The 22,783-nt window shown below is 45.5% G+C and carries 13 protein-coding genes; 3 read left to right on the plus strand and 10 right to left on the minus strand.

Translation table 11 applies throughout. The annotated features are described in order from the left end of the window. Window positions 1-14: 14 nt before the first annotated feature. The 3 genes from HPC41_RS15190 to HPC41_RS15200 are packed head-to-tail and all read right to left on the minus strand — an operon-like array spanning window position 15 to window position 5,312. Window positions 15-1,148 carry an endo-1,4-beta-xylanase gene (locus HPC41_RS15190; RefSeq protein ID WP_246250685.1) on the minus strand — a complete coding sequence of 378 codons (1,134 nt, stop codon included), beginning with the start codon at window positions 1,146-1,148 and terminating at the stop codon, window positions 15-17. Window positions 1,149-1,180: 32 nt separating this feature from the next. Next, window positions 1,181-2,677 carry an MFS transporter gene (locus HPC41_RS15195; protein WP_172394800.1) on the minus strand — a complete coding sequence of 499 codons (1,497 nt, stop codon included), beginning with the start codon at window positions 2,675-2,677 and terminating at the stop codon, window positions 1,181-1,183. 34 nt (window positions 2,678-2,711) lie between these two features. Beyond that, window positions 2,712-5,312 carry a glycosyl hydrolase 115 family protein gene (locus tag HPC41_RS15200; RefSeq protein WP_246250688.1) on the minus strand — a complete coding sequence of 867 codons (2,601 nt, stop codon included), beginning with the start codon at window positions 5,310-5,312 and terminating at the stop codon, window positions 2,712-2,714. Window positions 5,313-5,634: 322 nt separating this feature from the next. Here HPC41_RS15200 and HPC41_RS15205 point away from each other — a divergent pair, with 322 nt between their 5' ends. Next, window positions 5,635-9,627: a hybrid sensor histidine kinase/response regulator transcription factor gene (locus tag HPC41_RS15205; protein ID WP_172394801.1), complete on the plus strand. Its 3,993-nt coding sequence runs from the start codon at window positions 5,635-5,637 to the stop codon at window positions 9,625-9,627. 195 nt (window positions 9,628-9,822) lie between these two features. Here the strand turns inward: HPC41_RS15205 and HPC41_RS15210 are convergent, their stop codons facing one another. Both HPC41_RS15210 and HPC41_RS15215 read right to left on the minus strand, forming a co-directional pair. Beyond that, window positions 9,823-10,479 carry a response regulator transcription factor gene (locus HPC41_RS15210; RefSeq protein ID WP_172394802.1) on the minus strand — a complete coding sequence of 219 codons (657 nt, stop codon included), beginning with the start codon at window positions 10,477-10,479 and terminating at the stop codon, window positions 9,823-9,825. A gap of 148 nt (window positions 10,480-10,627) precedes the next feature. Further along, the gene (locus HPC41_RS15215; protein WP_172394803.1) at window positions 10,628-11,692 is read right to left on the minus strand and encodes a helix-turn-helix domain-containing protein; all 1,065 of its coding nucleotides are present in this window, start codon (window positions 11,690-11,692) and stop codon (window positions 10,628-10,630) included. A gap of 99 nt (window positions 11,693-11,791) precedes the next feature. Here HPC41_RS15215 and HPC41_RS15220 point away from each other — a divergent pair, with 99 nt between their 5' ends. Together HPC41_RS15220 and HPC41_RS15225 are read left to right on the plus strand one after the other, a co-directional pair. Further along, window positions 11,792-14,248 (plus strand): TonB-dependent receptor, encoded by a 2,457-nt coding sequence (locus tag HPC41_RS15220; protein WP_216660768.1) that lies wholly within the window; start codon window positions 11,792-11,794, stop codon window positions 14,246-14,248. A gap of 2 nt (window positions 14,249-14,250) precedes the next feature. After that, on the plus strand, window positions 14,251-15,459 hold the full coding sequence (locus HPC41_RS15225) for a PepSY-associated TM helix domain-containing protein (RefSeq protein WP_172394804.1): 1,209 nt from the start codon (window positions 14,251-14,253) through the stop codon (window positions 15,457-15,459). Between the two features lie 34 nt (window positions 15,460-15,493). Here the strand turns inward: HPC41_RS15225 and HPC41_RS15230 are convergent, their stop codons facing one another. Genes HPC41_RS15230 through HPC41_RS15250 form a run of 5 tightly spaced genes read right to left on the minus strand, consistent with a single transcriptional unit; the run spans window position 15,494 to window position 22,688 of the window. Beyond that, the gene (locus HPC41_RS15230) at window positions 15,494-16,396 is read right to left on the minus strand and encodes an AraC family transcriptional regulator (protein ID WP_172394805.1); all 903 of its coding nucleotides are present in this window, start codon (window positions 16,394-16,396) and stop codon (window positions 15,494-15,496) included. Window position 16,397: 1 nt separating this feature from the next. Beyond that, window positions 16,398-16,862: a TetR/AcrR family transcriptional regulator gene (locus tag HPC41_RS15235; RefSeq protein WP_172394806.1), complete on the minus strand. Its 465-nt coding sequence runs from the start codon at window positions 16,860-16,862 to the stop codon at window positions 16,398-16,400. Between the two features lie 38 nt (window positions 16,863-16,900). Continuing rightward, window positions 16,901-18,334: an efflux transporter outer membrane subunit gene (locus HPC41_RS15240; RefSeq protein ID WP_172394807.1), complete on the minus strand. Its 1,434-nt coding sequence runs from the start codon at window positions 18,332-18,334 to the stop codon at window positions 16,901-16,903. A gap of 30 nt (window positions 18,335-18,364) precedes the next feature. Continuing rightward, the gene (locus HPC41_RS15245) at window positions 18,365-21,532 is read right to left on the minus strand and encodes an efflux RND transporter permease subunit (protein ID WP_172394808.1); all 3,168 of its coding nucleotides are present in this window, start codon (window positions 21,530-21,532) and stop codon (window positions 18,365-18,367) included. A gap of 52 nt (window positions 21,533-21,584) precedes the next feature. Continuing rightward, window positions 21,585-22,688: an efflux RND transporter periplasmic adaptor subunit gene (locus HPC41_RS15250; RefSeq protein WP_172394809.1), complete on the minus strand. Its 1,104-nt coding sequence runs from the start codon at window positions 22,686-22,688 to the stop codon at window positions 21,585-21,587. Between the last annotated feature and the right edge of the window lie 95 nt (window positions 22,689-22,783).

Here is a 22,783-nt window from a genome sequence, read left to right on the forward strand (position 1 = left end):
AAAGGTTTTGCAATTTATTTAGTGGCGATGTCGATGATATCCGCCACAAAAGATTTGGGACGATAGTTGCGGTCAAACAATAAAGGATAATCCCTCCTACCCGGTACTGGCCAGTTATTTTTCCAAGAATCGCCATCTGTGACACCCCATACCGTAACGCGGTCGATTTTATCCCGATGTTTGAGGAATAATGCAAAAAAGTCCTTATAGCGTTGCCCAAGCAGCAGCTCCTTGTCTTTTGGTAATCCTTTTGCGTAGGGGTCCAACTGTTTGTTGTATGTAAAGCGGGTGCTTACTTCAGCACCTCGAGTCTGCTTCGGAGCAGGTAGTACCGAGATCTCCATTTCCGTTATCATGACCTTAACGCCGAGGGCAGAAAAAGCCAGCAGGCTATTTTCAAAATCCGACAACGCTGGATAATCGATATTTAAATGGCCCTGCATGCCTATTCCATCAATTTTACCCCCTTTTTCCTGCAGCTTGCGCACCATGCTGACCACCCCTTTTCGCCTGCCTTCCAAAAACATTGAATAATCGTTATAGTACAGCTCAGCATCCGGATCGGCCTCATGGGCAAACTGAAAGGCCAGGCGCACAAAGTCCTCGCCGATAATCTGATAGAATTTACTTTGCCGCCATTCACCATTGTCCAAGATGGCTTCGTTGACCACATCCCAGCCTTTTATACGGCCTTTATAGCGAGACAGCACGGTATGTATATGTTTGCGCATCCGTTCGATAAGCACTTCTTTGGATACCTCTTTGCCTTCCTTATCCTTAAAAAACCAACCCGGTGCCTGGGAATGCCAGATCAGTGTATGACCAATCAGGCGCATCCCGTGTTTTTCGCCGTATTCAACAAAACGATCCGCATCTTTGAAGTTAAATTCCCCTTCCCGTGGCTGTAAATACATTGCCTTCATGCAATTCTCTGCAGTGATTGTATTAAATTGGCTTTCGATCAAGGCTTTGGCTTTGCTGTCCTTTTCATAAATCTGATTCAGATTGAGAGCGGTTCCTATAGCAAACTTGTCGGCAAAAGCAGCTTTTAATGCCAGTCTCTCCGTTGCTTGCTGTGCTGTCAGGCCCCCGCTTGACAACAACATGAATCCTGCGACCAACATCGCCAGCTTTTTTGTTTTTTTCATATAAATAATCTGTTATTTCCTTATTCCTGTTTTTAAGGCATTTCAGCCTCCCTACCTGCTGACCTTCTACGGTGGAGTTCATCCTGCAATCGCTCATTAACCTGTTTTGTGATCGGGTAAAACAAAAGTGCCAGCATTCCAAACACAAAGGTCACGGCCGGTATGATACTGGCACTCAACCGGATGCCCAGGATGGCATAGTCATCCTGCACAACATTGGCTACAAATCCGAAGGAGCCTATAAAGGAGCCACATAATGCACCACCGATACCCAATCCGGCTTTCAGTGCAAATACGATCCCGGCAAATACAAAGCCTGTTGCCCTACGGTGATTTTTCCACTCGGAATAATCCGCTACATCGCCCATCATTGCCCATAGCAATGGAATGGTAGGCGCATAAGCTAAACTTTTCAATATATTGATCACGAAGAGGCTAACGATGGCGTTTTTGGGGACGAAGAACAACATAGCCGTGAAAATTGCTGTCAATGTAAGACAAACGATAAAAACATTGCGCTTACCAAAAATTCCGGACAACCATCTCGACAAAAAGATCACGCCCAATAAAGTCACCAACTGACCGACCATATTGAAGAAGCTAAAACCGACCGCAAAAACCCGCTCCGGGCGGTACACGATCAGACCAAAAGCATCCAGTATGCGATGACCTGGCCCCATTAGATCCGAGGTATCCCTGGCCAGGCCAAATTGGGCCAGAAAAGAAAATAGCGCTTCCTTATCCACATAATAATTGAAAAAATAAGACATGCTACTCGCCCATAAAGCCAGCGTGATAAACAGGAATAGTGTTAGTACAAACATCGCTTTCCAGGGGCGACATGAGAGGATATCCTTAAAGTCCTGTTTGATGGAGCTCGTCTGATCCGCTGGTGGGGTGATCCGTTCCCGGGCAGAGAAGAAAGCCACAAGCAGCAGGACAAAAGCCACAGCGGCATAAATACTGATGGTATACATCCAGCCTTTGGATGCGTCACCCTGTCCCAGTTTGGCGACCATGGGTAATGTAAGACCCTGGACGACGAATGTCGCTACCGTCGCTGTTACAAAGCGGATCGACGAAATACTGGTACGTTCTTTAATGTCACTGGTCATCACGCCTCCCAATGATGCATAAGGTGTATTGTTAAACGAGTAGATGGACATCAACAAGGTATAGGTGATCCCCGCATATAATATCTTTCCGCGCTCTTCCAGATCCGGCGTCGTAAAGGAAAGGATAAAAAACAGCGCAAAAGGCAAGGCCGTCCATAAAATCCAGGGGCGATATTTTCCCCATTTGGTATTCGTGCGGTCCGCAAGTATGCCCGCCAGTGGATCCACAAAAGCGTCAAATACCCGGGCAAAAAGCAATATAAAGCCAGCTGCAGTCGCTTTTATACCGAATACGTCGGTATAAAAAAACAGCTGAAACATCATCATCATCTGAAAGACAAGGTTAGCAGAGCCATCCCCCATGCTGTACCCTACCTTTTCCCAGAAAGCCACTTTTTGTGTTTTCGATTTCATATGTAATAATCAATTTATTTATTAGTAATTTTATTTAAAGCTTTATACTACTCTCAGCCACGGGGCTCTCCTGCGGCCCCAAATAGGAAGGCCGTAGCCCGCCCAGGTCGATAAGTATGCGCTGCAGGACAATACCCTGGTCGAGAAAACGAATTTTCAATTTATGCTCCCCAGGCGACATCCTGTGGGTCGAAACACTTTCAATGATACGGCGTGCCTGCCAAGGACCCAATTCGCCTTTGTAGTGACCGTTAAAGTTGATAATTGTCTCCGGCCCATTGTCCAGCGAGATGGCATAGCGCAATCCCCTATTTCCATTAAAATTTAATGTGGGCGACAACAGCAGGATCACTTTCGCCTCCTTCTCTTCCTTGATCAGGATCTTATACTCCAGGGCTGTATGATCAGTGAGCTGGGCCGTGACCGGCATGGTTGTCATTGCCGACACCGTCTTGCCCAGGTCAGGGATTTCCGTCCATTGTACAGCGGGTGCGCTACTTGCAGCAGCATAGCTCCTTGCCTCCATGGCAATAAATCCATGGGCTTCGACAAAGGTGCGCAAGAGGGGTGCAGTGCTCGAATCAGCAAGGTACTTTACCGCTGGCATGACCGATTTGGGCGGTTCGTTCCAGCTTTGATAACCAATACGTACCTGATCCATCATGTGGACCCACTTTCCTTTTGCTATCCGGTGGTTGTAATGGTCGGTGAACAGCGAATCCCGCCTGAAACAGGTTTTCACCTTGTCGGCCCAGTCATTCGCTTTACGGTCATTTCTCGCCCAGCAATACGCGTTCATTGCCTTGGCATGATACATCTCATAGAGATTGGCAGTCGCGTTGATCGGGAAGACCACAAGCTGATCAAAGGCATCCCGAATTGAATCGGGCAGCAGATAATACAGGCGTGAGGCTTCCATCGCCAGTGTTTTATAATCGTTCAGTACACTGTCAAACTCCTTATAATGCGCGAGGCTAAATGTCTTTTCGTCCAATAGTTCGGGCGTAACCCGGTGGTTGTATTTTGTATAACGGTTGAGCAGGTCGGCAGCTTCCGCAGCATAGGCCTCGCCAAACTGTTGCCCACACCATTGCTTGGTATAGTCAAAAAGGTTATTGGCCTGAAAACGATCCGGGTTCCAGGCCATATCCAGAAAGAATGAGATTGGAAACTCCATGGGTTTGAGGTCCCCCACGTTGACAATCCAGATCTGGTCCACACCGTGATGATAAGTCAGGTTCATCTGTTCCCAGATCCGTTGGATCTGGGATACATTGACCCATTTTGAATTGCGCGGTCCACCCACATAATCCACGTGATAATACATCCCATAGCCGCCTTTTCGGGCTTTGGCATTTAATTCCGGAAGCTTTCTGACATTACCCCAATTATCATCACAGAGCAGCAGGGTCACATCCTCCGGTACGCGCATGCCCTTATCATAATAATCCTGCACCTCTTTATATAAAGCCCATAGTTGCGGTGTCTCGGAGGGTGGTTTTCCGGTGACTGCTGCGATTAGGCTGCGTTGATCCTTGACGATCTGTTCCAATAGTCCCACGTTCTGCTGTTCGCTCATGGGCTCATCCCCGTCGCCACGCATGGCGATGGTAACCACAGATTCCCAAGCCTTGGCACGCGCCATTCCACCGCGCCAAAAGTTCAATAGGCCAGCTTTGTTTTTACTGTAATCCCAGCTTCCGCCATTGCCATACCTTTTCCATTCGGCCTGAGCCCGAGCCATGGGCTCATGGTGCGACGTTCCCATCACGATCCCCATTTCATCAGCAAGAGGCCCATTCCTGGGGTCATCATCATAGAAGGCGCTACCCCACATCGCGGGCCATAAGTAATTTGCTTTCAAACGGAGCAGCAGTTCAAACACTTTTTCATAGAAATCAGCATTGAAGCCCCCAAAAGTCGCCTTGGACCAGCCACTCAGGGCCGGTGCCTCATCGTTCAGAAAAATCCCTCTATATTTTACTTTTGGTTCCCCCTGTGTATAAATACCCGGTTTCACATACAACTGTGTCGCCTGTCTTACCGGCACATCGGCCCAATAGTACCAGGGCGATACCCCTATCTGTGCGGACAATTCATAAATCCCATAGATCGTGCCCCGCTTGTCACTTCCCGCTATCACCAGAGCCGATTCGAGCCCCTGCAGTGGCTTATTAACGACTGTAATCACAAATTTCTCCCTTTTGCCAGCCAGTTCTTTTCGGTCAATAAGCCCTTTGCCAACAAGCGAATCGATCAACGCCGATTTGCCAAAGGTGCCAATGATGATTTTGAATTTACCTGTACCCTGCAGATCCTGTTTCTTACCTGTGACACGGGCGAAATCCAATTTTAGGTTTTCATAAGCACGCAGGACGCCTTTATGATCATTCAGATCAATAAGCAGCGGCAGCGATAGCCCATCCTGGATCAAGGGTAGGTAACCAGCCTTTGCCTGCTGGACCACAAAGCCAGCACCCACGGTATCTGGGACTGTAGAGGCTGCAGACCGGGCCGTATCGATGCAAGCACATAGCAGCACAGCCATTAACAGGCTCCGGCTATTTAGCCACCCAGCCCAAAAGCCAAAGTGTATCCTCAAGAAGGATAAATTCATTTCAGTCAAAAACAACATGATAACCTTATTTACAATTGGTATTTTCCGACCCTCCGATAGCCCGAGCAATCACCATCCCGGTTTTGCATAAACACAAAAAAAGGAGGAGGCCGATCTATCGCCGATCTGGAAATTTAAAATTAATATCTTCCCTGCGTAGCGGCATTGCCATTCGTTACATTACCTTTGGCATTTGTTGCAAAGCGCGACAAGCATGTTTCATATCTATTTCAATTTGTTTCATATGAACCAAAAAGCGGCTCAAAGTGACAGAAATCAATTTTTCCTTTTTAGTGTCGCCCAATAATATGTATCTTCAACTTGATAAACCAATAAACCAATGTGGAGGGATTTCTTTTCGACTGTATTTTTTTTATTTGCCTTTGTATGGTATGCCCAAGGACAGGCCACACGCATCTATGACAATCGGGACTATGGCTTTGGAGAGCTTTCATCCAACCTCACCAACAGCATATGCCAGGATAAACATGGTTATATATGGACGGCTACAGAATACGGACTTAATAAATTTGACGGCATTCGTTTTATCCAATACCTTCACGATGTACACGATAGTACTTCGATATCCAGCAACAATATCAATATCCTGCATGTAGACCGCAACCAAAGGCTCTGGGTGGGCTGCAACAATGGTTTGCAGTACTATGATGAAAACAGAGACCGTTTTGTTCGCATAAATTTTCCCAATCAGATTGCGCCCCATATCACGGATATCATCCATAAAAAAGATGGCCGCATCTGGGCGGCCACCTCGGGCTGGGGTATCTTCGATATCCAGGTAGCACGGAGGCAAGCCTTGCCATTACCGCGACTCAATTCATTGATGGGCGGAATGTTTGCACGCAGTATCTTCGAAGACCAGCAGCATCGAATCTGGGTGGCAGTTGACCGCGTAGGCGTGTCGCGCATTTCCCCTGATCAGAGGCAGGTACAGCGCATCAACTCCGACCTGCTACCGCAGCCCAAGGGCGGCAATTACGATATTGTGCAGCAGACGGACGGCAGACTGATATTTGCATCACCCTCCAAGATATGCCGTTATGATGCGGCGAAGAATAGCTTCGAAGGGGTGGCCTTCAAGGAGAAAAGTCAGTCGACGGTCAGCGAGATCCAGCTTTCCAAAGCAAAAAAAGACCACTTGCTGATCAGCACCGAAGGCGACGGCCTCTGGTACCTCGACCTCAGCCGTAGCCCGCTGATGGGTACCAGGGCCGAGCTCCCGAATCTGGACAATGACTATCGGCACGGGCGCATCCGCACCTTTCTGCAGGATCGGGAAAACAATCTCTGGCTGGGCTGGTTCCAGCGGGGACTGGTATTTATTCCTGTACAGAGCCGACAGTTTGAGTTCTGGCGTATTCTGGATCTCGAACAATCCGACAAAAAGACCATCAATGCCATCACCAGAGACCGGCAGGGCAATATCTGGTACGCTGTCGACTACGAAGGAATATTTAAGGCTGACCCCCGGGGTATCTCCCATCAGAAGATGCACACCGCAGCAGATATCACCAAGCTGGAAACCGCAGCGGACGGCACAATATGGTTCAGCTCCTATACCAAAGGATTAGGGCAAATTGATCCTGCCACAGGCCAGTCAAATTACCTGGGTATCTGTGCAGACAAGCAAGTGCAGACCTTTGCCTTCGGCAAAAACAATAAGATCTATATCGCCACCTTCGGCGCGGGATTTGTAGCCTACGATAGTAAGACTAAAACTTCACAGCGTTTCAATATGAATGGTACCAATGCAAAAAAAGGAGCATTGGCCAACGACTGGATCTTTACGATATTGAGCGACAAAGACGGGCTCATCTGGTTGGGTCACCACAAAGGGGTCAGTTGCTACGATCCAGCTAACAATAGCTTTTCCCAATATACCGGTAACAAGCTATCCGAACAGATCACACTCTCCTTGTTGGAGGACGGAGTGGGTAATATCTGGGCGGGTACTTATAATGGACTCTATCAGATCAACAAAAAATCGGCTACGGTTACGAGCTTTACGACAAACAATGGCTTGTCAAGTAATGTCATATCAGGTATCGGGCGGGATCAGAGAGGCAATATATGGTGCAGTAGCTTCAAGGGGATCAATTGCCTAAGCCCCAAGACGGGAAAGGTCGTCAACTATTATACAGGAGATGGCCTGGTCGACAGATCTTACAACAAGGGTATTTACTACCAAGATACCACAGGAAAAATATATTACGGGGGCAAGCAGGGCATCACCGCATTCTATCCAGAAAAAATACGCTTGCAGAGCTACGCCTATCCCGTACTGATTACCAACCTCTATGTCAAAAACCAGCCGATCAAGCCAGGGATGTCTCCAAGTGGCAGTACGATCTATCGAAACGACCTGATGGCGGCCAAAGAATTCTTTTTCCATAACAACGATGACAACTTTACCTTCGAGCTGTCCACTATGGATTTTAACAGTCCAGAAAATGTGCATTATGAATACCGCATAAAGGGCATCAACAGAAGCTGGAATGCCACCTTGCCCGGTGTCAATCTGATTACCTATAATAGTTTGTCTTCGGGTGATCATGAGCTCGAAATAAGGGCATGCAAATTTGGGGCATATTCACAGAGCCGGACGATTGTCCTCCATATCTTGCCCCCCTGGTATCTGAGCGGACTGGCATATTTCGTTTATTTTTTGTTGATTTTGGGCATTATTTTCCTTATCAGCAACTATCTGCATGAGCGGAGGCTGGAAAAACTACATGCGTTCAGATTGCAGCTGTTTACAGATATTTCACATGAAATACGCTCGCCATTGACCTTGGTCATGAGTCCCATCGATAAGCTATTGAAGACGGCAACCGATCCACAGACAAGATCAACGCTGCTCAACATGAACCACAATGCCCAGCGGATACTCAATCTGGTCAATCAGCTACTTGATATCCGCAAGCTTGAAAGTGGACATCTGAACCTCAAGTTCGCCCAAGTCAACATTGTAGCATTTATCAAAAACGTGGTCAGTGCCTTTGATCATCAAGCTACTGCCCATCGCATTGCGCTGACCGTGCACAGTCAATCCGAGGACATTCCCCTCTGGATAGATGCAAACAGTTTTGAAAAAATCATCCACAACATTGTGTCCAATGCCTTTAAATTTACCCCTGATGGCGGGAAAATAGAGCTATCCTTATCTTCGATCCAGCACACACAATCTGCGCGCGAAAGCCTGCAGCTTGTTATTACCGACACAGGCGTCGGTATTCCAGATACCGATATCCGCCATGTCTTCAAACGCTATTATCAATCGGCCGCAGGTGTTCTGAGCCAGCGGCAGGGCTCAGGTATTGGCCTTCATCTGACCAAAGTGCTGGTCGAGAAGCACGGCGGCCAAGTCTATGTAGAAAATAGAAAGGACAACAGCGGAAGCCGATTTGTCATTACATTTCCGATGGGCAATAAACACCTGAATAAGGAAGATATCGTTGCCTATAAGCCTTCCGATGCCCCCGTTTTTGAAGCGAAAGAAAAGATCAATACCCAAAATCAGCTGGCCTCAAGATCCCATTATAAAAAAACAGGTTTCAAAATTCTGGTTGTCGATGATGACAAGGACATTTTACAGTTTTTGCATCAGGAACTCGCATCAGCCTATAAGGTTATTGTGGCCGAAAATGGCAGCGATGGATTCCAGCTGGCCCTTGCTGAGCTACCTGATTTAATTATCTCCGACGTTGCCATGCCAGCCATGGACGGCTATATGCTGGTCAAAAAAATCAAGGGCAACAGTATAACCAACCATATCCCTGTCATCTTGCTTACAGCCAAGTCCAATCAGGAGGAGCGCATGGAGGGTTTAGGTCTGGGAGCAGATGCCTACCTGACTAAGCCCTTTATGGTCGACGAACTCTTTATGGTAGCCGAAAATCTGATCAAGAACCGCTTGAAAGTAAAAGGTAAATTTTCCGGGGCACAGCAACAAGAAGGGAAAGTGAAAACAATCAGCTTCAAATCCAGCGATGAACTCCTAATGGAACGTATCCTAAAAACCGTCAACCAATACCTAGAAAATCCGGAGTTCAACGTGCAGTTTCTGGCTGATGAGGTCGGGCTGAGCCGGGTACAGCTACACCGTAAAGTGAAGGCATTAACGGGCATATCGACCGGGGAGTTTATCCGTAATATCCGGCTTCAACAAGCTGAAAAGCTGTTACTCGAAAAGAAAATAAACATATCTCAGGTAGCCTATGCGCTCGGTTTTACCAATCAGACGCATTTTACCACCTTATTTAAAAAAATGTATGGGCTCAGTCCCACAGACTACATTCAGCGGCACAGTTAAGGAAAATTGATGCCACTACTGTATATCGACGCATTCAGAGGTATTTCATCAGATTATATATGCGCTGATTACTCTGGCTCCGGCAACACCGAAATGGAAACGACCTTATCTTGGTATAAGCATCATACCAGGCAGTAAGAGACATCAATATTTTACTTGTTTTTGGCAAAATAGGGCTGATAAACTTTTGGTAGCCTACTTAAGCAGATTATTCTGGAAAGCAAACCGGACGAGCTGTGCTGTATTTCTGGTATTTGTTTTTTCCATGAGATGCTGACGATAGCCTTCGACAGTCCGTTTGCTTAAAAATATCTTATCAGCAATTTCTCCGTTGGTGAGGCCTTCGGCAATTAATTCCAATACGGCAAATTCCCGATCAGAAATATCGTGACGTTTTAAAATGGCGTTTATATCCAAAACCGTTGGACTGTAATTTTTAAAATTACTGACAAAATTTAGACTTATCGAGCTTGTCAGATAAGGTTTCCCTACGGCAATTTGTTGAATCCCAAACAAAATTTCGGTATAGTCGGCAGCCTTCGAGAGGTATCCGTCAGCACCGGCGTCAAAGGCTTCGACGACTGTGCTCGGCTCCTCCGACATGGACAATACGGCAACTTTAACCTCAGGATATATTTTTTTCAATACCTTGATAAGCGAAATACCATCCATCTCCTTCATTTGCAGATCCGTTAATACAAGATTCGGCGTCTTGCTATTTTCTAGGTATACCAATGCATCTTCGGCACTTCCTACTTCATCTGTCACGACCAGTTTTTCGTCAGACTCCAGTAGCATCCGTATTCCTGTGCGCACTACATGGTGGTCGTCGATTAATAATATTTGGGTCATTATCCTCTCCTTTTTAACACACCAATATAACGTTTATTTTTTGTAATTATTTTAATAAATATTCATTATTTTAAATTACTATTAAATGTTTGAACACTTTTGAAGAATAAAATTTATTAGTACCTGCGCTCGCCGGGGATTAACCTACCTACTGCCCTTTCGCCGACCGCTGTATTAGTTTTGGCATTACCCCAAAATGTTTTTTAAAACTCGCTGAGAAATGGGCAGGATTGTTGTACCCTAAAAATCTGGAAATTTCGTTTATTGGCTTTTCACCCTTTTGCAATAGATCTCTTGCTTTCTGCATCCGAAATTTTGTCAGGTAACCATAAATAGTGGTCTGATAGCACATTTTAAAATACTTTTTCAGGTAATTTTCGTTGGTCCCCAAGACAGTAGCGAGCTCGGCCAGTGAGGGTGGATCGGACATCCGGATTTCTAAAATCCGCTTTGCCTGCGCCATCCGGTTTTTCATTTCACCACTGAGATCAGCCGTGTACGCCGGTGGAATTACCTGTAAACGGTATTGATCCAAAGTCCGCGCCAGCAGCTCCATGAGTTTTGCCGCGCAAAATAATTCCATCAGTTCGTCAGCGACCACCTGCCCTACCATATCCCGGAGGATCTGCTTCTGCTGAACGCTGATCAACAAAGGCTGGGTTAACAGCGCTCCAGACCGACCGCGGTCCAGCATATTCCGCAAGGTCGGCCGTAGTGGATCATGCTGTGGCAGATAAGCTTCAAATGCGGTCAATGAAATATTGACCTCTACAAAACGGTCTTCCGGCCGCCGGTGCCAGATACCCACGACCTCCTCCGCACAAAACAAAAATGCCTGTGCCTGACCAGGCATCAATTTGCCCAGCGATTTTCCGTCGACATAATAATGTCGGTCGCTGTTCAGGGCAAAGAAAAATTGGATATAAGGCACCGCGCTGTCGATACAGATATAGCCATCGCTGGTAGAATCCAATTCGGCGTGCATCACATGCAATCCCTGTGGCATACTGATCTCAGCAACTTTCATTCGGGAGGAGTATTGTTGGAGCAGGTTTTCCCTAAATTGAAAAGGCCGCTCAGCGAAATTCCGGATATCAAACGTATAACGCGGTGGAGTTTTCGCCATTTCATCCGCAACATGCTTTTCAGGAGACCAGGTTTCCTGCAGGGAAGCATTGTTATCAAGCACCTTCCTTAAACTTTCCTCATACATATGATTTGATTAATATTCCCGATTTGCATATTATTTTTCCGCCAAATATAAGTCTAAACATCGAAGTTTGCTTCTTATTAAGATTAAATTTAAATAAAAATGCACAAATTACCTATGATTGCTGCGTTGATAGGGAGCATGTACCTGACCCAAAGCCACGCGCAAGAAAATCAACACTTTACTGGCACTATACTGGATGAGCAAAACAATCCCCTTGTTGGAGCGACCATCACTGTATTGAAAACCAAAAACCACACTGCCACTGACACACATGGTCATTTTGTTTTTTCCTCCTTACCTGATGGGACTTATGACATACAAATAAAAGCAATCGGTTTTAAAACCATCAAACAGAAAATACATGTCGATGCGGCACATCCGCCATTACTGATTCATATGCCAAGTGTAGCGGAATCTCTTCAGACGGTGGAGATTTATGGCCGCAAGGAAAAGTCCTACCGAAATACCCAATCCTTTATAGGGAGCAAAACAGAGACAAAACTCCGCGACCTTCCCCAGTCAGTCTCCTATGCCACCAAAGAATTAATTTCAGATCAAGGGGTAATGCGCGTGGGAGAAATCGTCAAAAACTTCAGTGGAGTTAATCAATTTACATTTTACGATGATATCACGATCCGGGGCTTTCGCATCAACGGCGGATCCAACACACAGTTGGTCAATGGCTTGCGTACAACAACAGGATTTTGGAAACAACCTCTGGCAAATTACCTGGAACGCGTCGAGGTCTTAAAAGGCCCGTCTTCGGCCCTATTCGGTAATGCCAGTCCCGGTGGTGTAGTCAACCGGGTCACAAAAAAGCCATTGGAAGAAGCCCGAAAATCCCTACAATTTTCGGTTGGTAGTTTTAACAATTTGCGGGCACTGGCCGATTTTACGGGCCCGATGACCAGCGACAAAACGCTCCTATATAGGCTTAATATCGGTTATGAAAATGCGCAGAATTTCAGGGATCTGCAGTTTGATAAAAATTTGGTCTTAGCACCTTCCTTCTCCTTTATCCCATCCGACAAGACCCGGATCAACTTTGACATGGTATACAACGATTCGCGCTCAAGGCTCGACCGCGGACAGTCAATCTTTGCAAATGGCGATCTTTACTCCACACCGATCAGCCAATCGATGAGTACGGCCAATGATTTCCTCAACGAACAAACCTATATGGTCACCGCTTCATTAAACCATCGTTTTAATGAGCATTTAAGCTTCAACGCATCGTATATGAAGACAGGTTATGCCGAAGACCTTTCCGAACATCGATCGGCCAATGCATACGCCGTGGATGGTAAAGGAAACAATATTGAAAATATGGTTGCCCGCCAGGTGTTTATCCGCAATAGAAAAAGATTTGTCGACAATATCACTGCTTTCTTCAATTATCATGTCCACACAGGGCGGATAGTGCACAAATTGGTAGCGGGCTATGATTATGCACAGGAAGTATTGCCTGTAGGCGGATCACAGCTTACAGCAAGCGGATACCGAAACAAAGATAACACAGGTACTATTGCACGTTTTGATCCCAAAAAGATCAACGACTATTTACTGGACAAAAACGGCAATCCCATACCTAACGTGTCAAGTTTTGACCTCAGCAATCCTCTTAAGTCCCAGCAATTGCAGGACGGAAGTAAATATTTTTATGCCTCCACACTTGTTGCGCCCACATATTACCACCTCAATGCCCTTTATCTACAAGATCAGGTCACACTAGGTCCACTCCAATTATTATTGGGACTGCGCTATGAAAATTATAAGGATATTGCCAACTATAAAACCGATCAAGCCGAAAATGTACATCAAGATGTGCTATTGCCCAGATTTGGTGCTGTATTTACGGTCAATCCCCAAATCAATGTGTACGGAACATACGTACAGGGCTATAATCCACAGACGGCATCCGCGCTGGCCAATCCCAATGCTGGCGGGCCATTTGACCCCCTGGAGAATGACATGACTGAATTTGGCTTAAAGACAGCCTGGCTGGATGGCAAACTTCAGGCCAGTGCTGCTGTTTATCACATTAATCAAAAAAATACGCTGTATCCGGCACCCACCGACGACAATGCGGAACTGATGGAACAAATCGGAAAAGAGCGATCGAAAGGAATAGAATTCGACCTTCAGGGACAGATTCTGCCACATTGGAGTGTTATCGCGTCCTATGCCTATAACGATGCCAAAATCACGGAAGGAGGAAATAATGAAGAACTCAACAGGCAGAAACCCAACGCACCTCAAAACACGGCCAATATCTGGACAAGATATACCCTTCCTGGTGGGAAGGCAAAAGGCCTGGGGATCGGTGTAGGTGCCAATTATGTCGACAAGAGAAATCTATCAATCAATCAAAATCAAACCATTCCGTCCTACAGTCTGTTGAATGCTGCCCTGTACTATACCATCGGCAAAGTACAGCTGCAGGCAAACTTGAATAACATCACCAACAAGACACATTGGGTTGGCGGTTATGATTACATCCGTCTCTTCCCAGGTGCGCCTCGTAATTTTCTGTTTACCCTAGGTTATACATTCTAACAATGAAATTCAAAAGCACTGTTTTGTTTCTACACCGCTGGATCGGGCTTATTTCTGGTCTAGTGGTCTTTATGGTCAGCATCACCGGTGCTATTTTTGTTTTTGAGAGGGAACTCTTTGCGGTCTTTCATCCAGGCTATTGTACAGTAGATGTCCGGCCAGGTGCAGCTCCACTGTCATTATCGACATTAATAAAAAATGCCCAGGCAGCCACCGATCATCCAATTACCATTATCCGTATCCCAGGTACTCATGACAAAACGCAGTCTTATGTTTTTGAATCGCTCAAGCGTCAACCCAAAAACAAGGTAACGGGTCTATTCGCCAATGAAGAAATAATCTATTGGGACCGCATTTTTGTAGACCCCTACCGAGGTAAAGTGCTCGGAAAAATCGATGTTGAAACCAGTTTTTTCTGGATTGTACGCCAAATACATCAATTTCTGTACATCCGGCGTGACCTAGGCAGTGTGATCGTCGGATCGAGCGTCCTGCTGTTTATTATCACGCTGATTTCGGGTCTGATCATCTGGTGGCCCAAAAACCGTAAAGTAGCCATTAAGCGGTTAAAGATTGATTTCAGGTCCAAATGGAAACGGTTAAATTATGATCTTCATCAGGTATTGGGCTTTTACATTTTTGCTATCGCACTTTTAATTGCGAGCACAGGTTTGGTCTGGTCGTTTAAATGGTGGGAAGCTAGTATTTACTGGATTTTGGATGGTAAACACCCCGATAAGGGCATTGCTACACCCCCAGCAAGCAATCCTTCGGATAAACAGAGCAGCCCTGCACCATTGAATCTCATGTGGGCTGACGTGCAAACAATTTATAGGGAGCATCAGGGCGTTCATATCAATCTGCTTACCGAGCTAGCGCAGGCCAATGTAACAATCTATTATCCAGGCAGTACATGGTGGTCGGCATCTGACACCTATGCATATAACATGCACAATGGCACACCATATTTTAAGCGATTACAGCAAGACAAGACACTCGGGATGAAATGGCGCAATTCCAATTACGATATCCATGTCGGCAAAATAGCCGGATTACCAGGTATGTGCATTGCATTTATCGGCAGCTTAATCTGTGCCTCACTGCCATTGACAGGATGCTACATTTGGTATGGACGCAAATTCAGGAAAAAGACAAAAAGCAAGGAACGACCAAGCCGTACAAAAAGAAAAAGTAAACAACTTCAGTTCTAATCCTAAATCCGATGACTCCAACTGTACATGGAAGCTATCCATTTTTGTGACTGCGGTACAGCAAGGGTGATTGCCCAAGATGGCCTTTAAAAAACTTGCTGAACGTACCAAAATCTGAAAAATTAAGTTCCTGCATCACATCCTTTACCGACATACTGGATACATTCATTAAAATGACGGCCTCAGAAATCACAATTTCTTCCAAGATCGCCTTTGGACCGAAGCCGGTTACATCTTTCACAATGCGGGTCAAATGTTTTCTTGAGATAAACAATCGGTCAGCATAATACTGTACCGACCGATTGGTTTTAAAATGAAGGGATGCTAGATTTAAAAACTCCATCACCATCCTATTTTTGCGCTCAAATCCTGCGCTTGTACGCTCCAGTTTGCTACTCACCTTTGCGCTGATCTCATAGAAAAGTAGCATCAGCGTCATCTTGATGATTTCCAGGCGGAATGGCACATCCTGCGGCGCCGTATTCTGGTATTCTAGATTCATCAAATATTCATAAAAGCGATTTGAATCGCTTTTTTCAAGCTTAAGGATTGTATCATCCTCATGGCCCAATTTTTCCATAGAATAGACTTTGTAAACAGGAAGTCCTATTTTCTGAAAAAAATCAAACTCCGTAAACAGCGTGTACATCTCGATATCGTCCGAACTCTCCATCACCTGCATAACGACCATGGGCGACAAAAAATACATGGTGTCGGCATCAAGTATATGATCGACAAAATTAAGTGATAATTTCAATCTTCCTTTCCGTATCAAACATATTCCCAAATGATCTATGCGGATGGGCCGACGGCATAAATAATTCTGAATTTCAGCTTTTGTGGACCGATACATAATCAGACCTTGATAAAGCCTGTTATCCATTGCTTTTTCCGATAGATAATCTTTAAACGAGAGCTTTGTTATTTCTTTAACCATTTTAGCTGTCTTTCGTGATACAATACTTAAAATACGTTATGTCCGGCTCAGAAAAAAAATATTTTTCCAAAAAGCCCTGCAACAAGTCACCTTCATTTTGTTTGATTGCTTTCTTCAACGGCTCCAAACGTGTGGAAAAAAAATCTTTTGTTGCAAAATATTGTTTCAGGATGGGATTTCCGGCAACAAGTTTTTTTCGCATTGCAATGATATTTCCCAACAGTTCTTCCCTATTTTTTGTATGTTGAATTTTCAGCGCAATTAAACGATAGCACTGCGATAGCTCATGGTAGATTGTCAATTCCATGATGCCTCGCATCCCCCCAAAGTACCGAAAGAATTTTGCTTTGGAGATTTTTGTCGACGTCAAAATATCCACTACTTTCGCTTTTTGAAAGCCCTGATTCAGAAATACCGGTTTCGAATCTTCGATGGCCTGTAGTATAAAATCTTTTGTTGCAACCATAATTATATCGTTAAAACCCACTTATTTTGACAGCTTTGTTAGTTCAGCCCCCCACCCAACGCTTTATAAAGCGCTACTTCTGCATATAACATTTTGCTTTTCACTTGCATCTGATCCAGCTCTGCCTGCAGTTTGCTCTGCTGCGCTGCGAGCACTTCCAGGTAGGTTGCCATATCATTCTTAAATAAAATTTTTGCTTGTTCAATCAGCTGTCGATTACGTTCGACCAACTGGTCATTATAGCGTTGTTGATCTTGAAGGGAAGCAATTTGTTCCATCGTGGTAGACACTTCACTTGCTGCCTGCAGCACCGCTTCTTTAAACTGTAGTTCTGCCTGTTCGGAGCGGATGGTAGCTTGGTTGAGCGCAGTTTTCAGCCGTCTTCCTTGCAACAAAGGCTGTGTCAATGATCCAGACACCATCCCAAACAAGGATCCGGGAATATTGAACCAATTGCTTGACGTAAACGAGTTTAATCCACCTTGTGCTGTGATCCGTAATGCAGGATACATATTGGCCCGACTGACCTTAACATCCGATACCGTCTGTAAAAAAGCATATTCAGCAGCCCTGATATCTGGCCTTCTGCTCAACATTGCTGCCGGCACACCGGTACCAAATACGGTACGTTCTTTCAGTGCCAGCAAGCTTCCCCTATCCATTTGCAAAGCCGGTAATTTTCCCACCAGCGCAGACAGTGCGTTCTCCTGAATAGCCGTATTTTCTGCTATGATACGAATAGATTTAAGCAAATTATCGCGGCTATTTTCCATTTGTTGCACAGCCAGGGAATTGCTCAGTCCAAGACGCTGCTGCACTTTGGTGATATGTAATGTACTGTCTACAATGGCCAAGTTCTGCTGGCTAATGATCTTTTGTTGATCGAATAATAACAGGTTATAATAGCCTTGTGCTATGCCCGCGATCAATCCTGTTCGCACCGCATTAGCGGCCTCCTTTTGTGACAGGTATGCCGCTAATGCTCCCGCCTTCTGATTTTTGATCTTGCCCCAGATATCCGCTTCCCAGGATATTGCTAGTGTGGAGGAATAATCTTCCATATACGACTTGCCCATAAATTGGCTTGCCATCATACCATTCATACTATTGTTGGATGGTCTGTTGATGGAAGCAGCACCGATAGACAGGTCCGCCGTCGGAAGATAGCCCCACTTCATCTGCTTCAATGTTTCTTGAGCAGATTCAATTTGTTTGACTGCAACAAGCATATTATTATTGCGCTGCAAGCCACTGTCGATCAAGGCAACCAACTGTTCGTCGCTAAAGAAATCGCGGTAAGAAAGCTCCGCGAGGTTCGCACTTGTATCTGTCTCTAAGGACGAGCTCCTACTTAAAAATTCAGCTGGCAGCTGTTCCTTTTGCAACTTTGGAAGTTCTTTATTCGTTTGGCATCCGATCATGGTCAATAGACCCAAGGCTAGTCCCCACGAAATAATATTTTCTGATCTCATTATCATATTCTTACTAATTTCTGAACTTTCTTAATGCTGTTCCTGCAACAGCTGTTCTTCATATTCCCAATCTTTTGGATCAATCGCTTTACCACTTACCCGTTCCTGTACATATTGGAACACGACAAATAGGATCGGTGTAAAAAAGACACCGAGTACTGTTCCCGCCAACATTCCGAAGACCGCCGCATATCCGATCGAATGATTACCGATAGCAGAAGGCCCTATCGCTGTCAATAGTGGGATCAAGCCCGCTATAAATGCAAGGGAAGTCATCAGGATAGGCCGCAAACGTGCTTTTGCACCTTCAATAGCCGCTGCTGCCAATGGTTTTCCGGCTTTGCGCCTTTGCAAGGCAAATTCCACGATCAAAATTGCATTCTTGGCCAACAGTCCGATCAGCATGACCAAGGCCACCTGTACATAGATGTTGTTGGATAGCCCACCGATGGATATCCCCCAGAATACCCCCAGTAGGCCCACAGGAATTGCCAACAGCACGGCAAACGGCAAAATATAACTTTCGTATTGCGCTGATAACAAGAAATACACGAATACAATACATAGTCCAAAGATTGCCGCCGTCTGTCCCGAGGCTCCCCGCTCCTCGCGTGCCATCCCCTTCCAATCGACGGTATATCCCTGCGGCAGAGAAGATTTACCTACCTCTTCAATTGCTGCCATGGCCTGTCCCGTGCTGTAGCCCGGGGCTGTCATGATGGTGAGATTAATGGCATTGAAAAGGTTAAAGTGTTCCACATTTTCAGGCCCTGATACCGGCTTTAGATCAACCACACTCTTCAAAGGCACCATCTGTCCCAATTTATTCTTGATGCTGATGGTTTCGATCGACTTTGGATCAGCCCGAAATCCGGGTTCGGATTGTAACACCACCCGATAATATTTCCCAAAACGATTAAAATCAGAGGCCTGCATGCTGCCGTAGTAGGCTTGCATCGCCGCCAATACATCGCTCACATTGAGGCTGAGCTGTTTTGCCAGGCCTTCATTCACTTTCATCTCATACTGCGGAAAAGAGGCATTAAAAGTGGTGAACGCAAAAGCTATTTCGGGGCGCTGCATCAGACTACCAACAAATGAATTTGATACGTCATTAAAAGCTTGTAAAGTACCCGTATTCCGATCCTGTAAAACGACTTCAAGCCCCGAGGTATTTCCAAATCCTGGCACAGTAGGCATTCCGGCCACTAAAAATGTCGTTTCATCCTGTTGGGCTAATATCCCTTGAAACTGGCCGATCAATTGATTGATATCCCGCACTTCCCCCCGCTCCTTCAAGGGTTTCAGGCGCAACATGATCGCTCCGGCAGATGAAGACGTACTGAAACTCATCATATTAAGTCCAGATATATTGATAATACTTTCGATTGCAGGATGCTTCTTCAATAAGTTTTCAGCTTGCTTAAGGTGTTTGCTTGTCCTGTCCAGGGAAGCACCCGGAGGGTCATTTGCCAGTACCATCAAGAAACTCTGGTCTTCATCCGGAATAAAACCCGTTGGCGTTGACCGAAAGGCATAGACAAAAAGACCAATAAAGAGTATTAGACCCGCGAAAGCTACTGATTTCTTTTTGATCAAAAAGATAATGGACTTGGCATAACGATTGGTCAATTTATCAAATCCGGCATTGAATCCAGCAAAGAAACGCTGTTTGAAAGAAACCTTTACATCCTGGTGATGGTCGTGTGATTTTAGCAGGATTGCACAGAGTGCCGGACTTAATGTCAATGCATTGATTGCAGATATCAAGATCGCCATGGCCAGTGTCAATGCAAACTGCTGGTAGAATACCCCGGTAGGACCATCCATAAAAGCTACAGGTATAAAGACGGCAGACATGACCAAAGTAATCGAAATAATGGCGCCAGTGATCTCACTCATAGCAGACATCGTTGCCGAGCGAGCATTCAGCTTCTTTTTCTCCATTTTGGCATGTACAGCCTCAACCACCACAATGGCATCATCCACTACAATACCGATGGCGAGCACCAGCGCAAATAAGGTCAATAAATTGATCGAAAAGCCAAATACCTGCATAAAGAAAAAGGTTCCGACAATAGACACCGGGACTGCAATAGCCGGTATCAAGGTTGACCGAAAATCCTGCAGGAAGATAAATACCACAATAAATACCAGGATGAATGCTTCCAGGAGTGTGCTCAACACCTGCTTTATCGATTGATCCAAGGACTCTTTTGAACTATACGGGACTTTATACTTTAATCCGGGAGGAAACGACGCTGATAATTCTTTCAAACGCTCATTCATCGCAATTTCCACCGCATTTGCATTCGATCCTGCCGTCTGGTACAAAGCGACCATTACCGCAGGCTTATTGTCAAAACTTGTGGTCACGGTATTGGTATAAGAGCCAAATTCCACCCGGGCAACATCTTTGAGCAATAAAGACGAGCCGTTGTTATTGGCCCGCAGAATAATATGCTCATACTGTTCGGGTTCGGTATACTTTCCCTGATAGCGAATGGTGTATTCGATCGCCTCCTTGGAGCTTTCGCCAAACTTGCCCGGCGCCGCATCTTTATTTTGTGCCTGTATGGCTGCCGTAATCTCTTCGGGGCTGATATCATAAGCCGCCATGCGTTGCGGGTCTAACCATATCCGCATCGAATAATCCTTGTTACCAAATACCTGTGCATCCCCGACACCAGTGATGCGTTTTAACTCGGGAACGATATTGATTTTGGCATAATTCTCCAAAAAGAGCTCATCAATTCCCTTTTTATCAGCATACAGGGTGACCATGGCCACCATACTATTCTGCCGCTTCATGGTTGTCACACCGATCTGATTGACCTCAGCTGGTAACATGCTCGTGGCCTGGGAAACTCTATTCTGCACATTTACCGCAGCCTGATCCGGATCTGTACCGAGCTTAAAGACAACACTGATCATCAAGCTTCCGTCATTACTAGCCGTTGAAGTCAGGTAGTCCATATTTTCTACCCCATTGATCGCATTTTCCAGCGGCGGAGCCACTGATTTTGAGATAACCTCTGCACTCGCTCCGGGATATGTCGCCATCACGGTGACCGTGGGTGGCGCGATTTCGGGGAATTTGGTGATCGGCAAGGAGGTCATCGCCACCACGCCCAAAATAACCAATAGTATTGAGATAACGGTCGCGAGTACCGGCCGTTTTATTATTTTCTTCAGCATAATATTTTGATAAATTAGACCCAGCAAATTGTGCTGCGCCGATAGAAATAACTTACTTTTTAGGTTTTACGACAGCACCAGGCCGCACAAACCCCAAGCCACCTGTGATCACACGGTCACCGGCCTGTAGCCCGGACTTGACATAATACTCTTCGGTGGTTTTCCCCGCGATCTGCAGTTCTACCTGTTCAGCCTTATTGTCTTTATCCAGTTTATAAGTATAAATTTTATCCTGCACAGCCAATGTCGCCTTTATCGGAACAAGCAGGACATCGTCCAGCACTGCAGTCATCTCGATCCGGCCCGTATTTCCAGCCCGCAACTGCCTACTTGGATTGGCAAAGCGCGCCCGAATCGATATCGATCCCGTATTTTTATCAAACTGTCCCGTCACCGCATCAATGACACCTTTTTGTGTATATTTTTTTCCATTCGATAAAATCAGATCTACCGAATCCCTGTCCGATGAGCTATTTTTTTTATCCTGAAAATTCACAAAATCAGCCTCACTCATACTGAAATAAGCATACACTTGATTGATATCCGTCAGCAAGGTCAGCGGTTCTACCGAAGCGGCATTCACCAGACTTCCCAAGCGATAAGGAATACGGCCGATATAACCTGATACCGGAGCTTTTACCAGACAAAAGTCAACGTTTATTTTTGCCGCATTCATTGTTGCCCGGGCCTGTTCGAGACCAGCAAGCGATGCTTCATACGAAGCTTTGGCCTGCGTGACCTGTAGGTCAGACACAATTTTATTGTCCACAAGCTCGACCTTGCGGTCAAGATCAATTTTAAGATTTTTCAAATTTGCTTCAGCGACATGTACAGCAGCCTTGGCAGTTTTGTATTGTTCTACAAAAGGTCGATCATCAATTTTAAAGAGCGCCTGTCCTGCATGTACATAGGCACCTTCATCGACAAAGATCTTACTTAAATAACCCGATGTCTGCGGCCTCACCTCTACATTTGTGATCCCTTCGATAGAGGCCGAGTACGTATTTTTGGAAATCCCGTTTCCAAGTTGAACCTGATGTACCGATACTTCCGGAGCTGAAGGGTTTGCTGCCGGCGTTCCCTTGCTCTGACACGAAAAAACACTGACGAGTATTCCTAAACCTACAACAGTATTTAGACTGCTCTTTAAATTCATATATTTTCCTTTATTTTTTATGCGTACAAATATAAAATCCATGTTTTCGCCTCGAAAGACAGGAAGATCCATCAAGTTGGCAAAAAGACGTATGC

The sequence above is a fragment of the Sphingobacterium prati genome, from assembly GCF_013167215.1.
Lineage (GTDB): Bacteria > Bacteroidota > Bacteroidia > Sphingobacteriales > Sphingobacteriaceae > Sphingobacterium > Sphingobacterium prati.